A 3,420-nucleotide genomic window follows, 5' to 3' on the forward strand; every position below is an offset into this window, starting at 1 on the left:
TAAAACCTGGCGGTGTCCTACTCTCACATGGGGAAACCCCACACTACCATCGGCGTTACAGCGTTTCACTTCTGAGTTCGGCAAGGGGTCAGGTGGGACCACTGCACTATCGCCGCCAGGATAATTCTTTTATCCGTTTTTACTACGTTGTTCTTTGTTTTACTGCGTTCTTCTGTTTTTTGTTTGTTCTTTATTTCTTTTTTCAATGCCTTTGCATTGTCTATTCTTTTTGGCTACAAGCTAAATCCTGTCAAACTCCGAGCTTTTCTCTTTATTTATTTGTTCGTTCGTTTTTATCCCTTATACGTCGCTACAGCAAAAACACTTGAGCGTTGTATGGTTAAGCCTCTCGGGCAATTAGTACGGGTTAGCTCAATATATCACTACACTTACACACCCCGCCTATCTACGTCTTAGTCTTAAACAACCCTTACCAACTTATTGTTGGGGAGAACTCATCTCGAGGCAAGTTTCGTGCTTAGATGCTTTCAGCACTTATCTCTTCCGCACATAGCTACCGGGCAGTGCCATTGGCATGACAACCCGAACACCAGCGGTGCGTCCACTCCGGTCCTCTCGTACTAGGAGCAGCCCCCCTCAATTCTCCAACGCCCACGGCAGATAGGGACCGAACTGTCTCACGACGTTCTAAACCCAGCTCGCGTACCACTTTAAATGGCGAACAGCCATACCCTTGGGACCTACTTCAGCCCCAGGATGTGATGAGCCGACATCGAGGTGCCAAACACCGCCGTCGATATGAACTCTTGGGCGGTATCAGCCTGTTATCCCCGGAGTACCTTTTATCCGTTGAGCGATGGCCCTTCCATTCAGAACCACCGGATCACTATGACCTGCTTTCGCACCTGCTCGACATGTCCGTCTCGCAGTCAAGCTTGCTTTTACCATTGTACTAACCTGGCGATGTCCGACCGCCATTAGCAAACCTTCGTACTCCTCCGTTACTCTTTGGGAGGAGACCGCCCCAGTCAAACTACCCACCAGACACTGTCCGAGACCACGTTCCGCAGTCTTCGTTAGAACATCAAACCTTAAAGGGTGGTATTTCAACAACGACTCCATACCAACTGGCGTTGATACTTCATAGTCTCCCACCTATCCTACACATCAAAATTCAATGTTCAGTGTCAAGCTATAGTAAAGGTTCACGGGGTCTTTCCGTCTAGCCGCGGGTACACCGCATCTTCACGGCGATTTCAATTTCACTGAGTCTCGGGTGGAGACAGCCTGGCCATCATTACGCCATTCGTGCAGGTCGGAACTTACCCGACAAGGAATTTCGCTACCTTAGGACCGTTATAGTTACGGCCGCCGTTTACTGGGGCTTCGATCAAATGCTCTCACATCATCAATTAACCTTCCAGCACCGGGCAGGCGTCACACCCTATACGTCCACTTTCGTGTTTGCAGAGTGCTGTGTTTTTAATAAACAGTTGCAGCCAGCTGGTCACTTCGACTGACTTCACCTCCATCCGCGTGGGACTTCAATTAACATCAGCGCACCTTCTCCCGAAGTTACGGTGCTATTTTGCCTAGTTCCTTCACCCGAGTTCTCTCAAGCGCCTGAGTATTCTCTACCTGACCACCTGTGTCGGTTTTCAGTACGGTTTATTATAACATTAACGCTTAGTGGCTTTTCCTGGAAGTCGGGTATCAGTTACTTCGCAACCGTAGTCGCTCCCCATCACGCCTCAGATATAGATAACCGGATTTGCCTAATTATCCATCCTACACGCTTGGACCGGGATTTCCGTCACCCGGCTTAACCTAACCTACTCCGTCCCCACATCACTGTTATAACAAGTACGGGAATATTAACCCGTTTCCCATCGACTACGCTCTTCAGCCTCGCCTTAGGGGCCGACTCACCCTGCCCCGATTAACGTTGGACAGGAACCCTTGGTCTTCCGGCGAGGGGGTTTTTCACCCCCTTTATCGTTACTTATGTCAGCATTCGCACTTGTGATACGTCCAGCAACCCTCTCGAGCCACCTTCGTCCGCTTACACAACGCTCCCCTACCCAACAATCTTTCGATTGATGCCGCAGCTTCGGTGCTATATTTTAGCCCCGTTACATCTTCCGCGCAGGCCGACTCGACTAGTGAGCTATTACGCTTTCTTTAAATGGTGGCTGCTTCTAAGCCAACATCCTAGCTGTCTAAGCCTTCCCACTTCGTTTCCCACTTAATATAGACTTTGGGACCTTAGCTGGCGGTCTGGGTTGTTTCCCTCTCCACGACGAACGTTAGCACCCGCCGTGTGTCTCCTATACATTACTCTTCGGTATTCGCAGTTTGCATCGGGTTGGTAAGTCGGGATGACCCCCTAGCCGAAACAGTGCTCTACCCCCGAAGGTATTCATATAAGGCTCTACCTAAATAGATTTCGGGGAGAACCAGCTATCTCCCGGTTTGATTGGCCTTTCACCCCCAGCCACAAGTCATCCGCTACTTTTTCAACAGTAGTCGGTTCGGTCCTCCAGTTAGTGTTACCCAACCTTCAACCTGCCCATGGCTAGATCACCGGGTTTCGGGTCTATATCCTGCAACTATTCGCCCAGTTAAGACTCGGTTTCCCTTCGGCTCCCTTATTCAGTTAACCTCGCTACAAAATATAAGTCGCTGACCCATTATACAAAAGGTACGCAGTCACCCTTACAGGCTCCCACTGCTTGTACGTACAGGGTTTCAGGTTCTATTTCACTCCCTTCACCAGGGTTCTTTTCGCCTTTCCCTCACGGTACTGGTTCACTATCGGTCAGTCAGGAGTATTTAGCCTTGGAGGATGGTCCCCCCTTCTTCAAACAGGATTTCTCGTGTCCCGCCCTACTTTGTGTTAGCTTAGTACCTTGACCGCACTTTCGAATACGGGACTATCACCCTCTATGGTCAGACTTCCCAGTCTGTTCTTCTTGTGCTGTCAATATCACTAACGGCTACTCCGCTTTCGCTCGCCGCTACTCGCAGAATCTCGGTTGATTTCTTTTCCTCGGGGTACTTAGATGTTTCAGTTCTCCCGGTTCGCCTCAATAAACTATGGATTCATTTATTGATGATGGATTCTTCATCCATCGGGTTTCCCCATTCGGACATCGTGGGTTAAACGCTTCTTATCAACTCACCCACGCTTTTCGCAGATTAGCACGTCCTTCTTCGCCTCTGACTGCCTAGGCATCCACCCTGCACGCTTAGTCACTTAACCATACAACCTCAAGTATTCTTAACCGCACTTTACTTACATATCGTGCATACCTGCGTTGCAGACTTAAACAAACTCGTGCGTAGTTACCTACGCCACCTGTAATGCCTTTTCTCATCACAGGATTTTTTACTCAGCTCTTACGTGTCCTGGTATCTCTACCACATTACGCTTGAGTTCTCTTCAGTTTTTAGCTTGTT

At 49.1% G+C, this 3,420-nt stretch carries 2 rRNA genes; both read right to left on the reverse strand.

Annotated elements, in window-relative coordinates:
* Nucleotides 1–4 precede the first annotated feature (4 nt).
* Nucleotides 5–120, reverse strand: a 5S ribosomal RNA gene (rrf, locus tag HPC40_RS07965).
* Nucleotides 121–336: 216 nt separating this feature from the next.
* Nucleotides 337–3,223: ribosomal RNA gene (locus tag HPC40_RS07970) — 23S ribosomal RNA — on the reverse strand.
* Nucleotides 3,224–3,420 lie beyond the last annotated feature (197 nt).

The organism is Spirabiliibacterium falconis (assembly GCF_014885015.1).
Taxonomy (GTDB): domain Bacteria; phylum Pseudomonadota; class Gammaproteobacteria; order Enterobacterales; family Pasteurellaceae; genus Spirabiliibacterium; species Spirabiliibacterium falconis.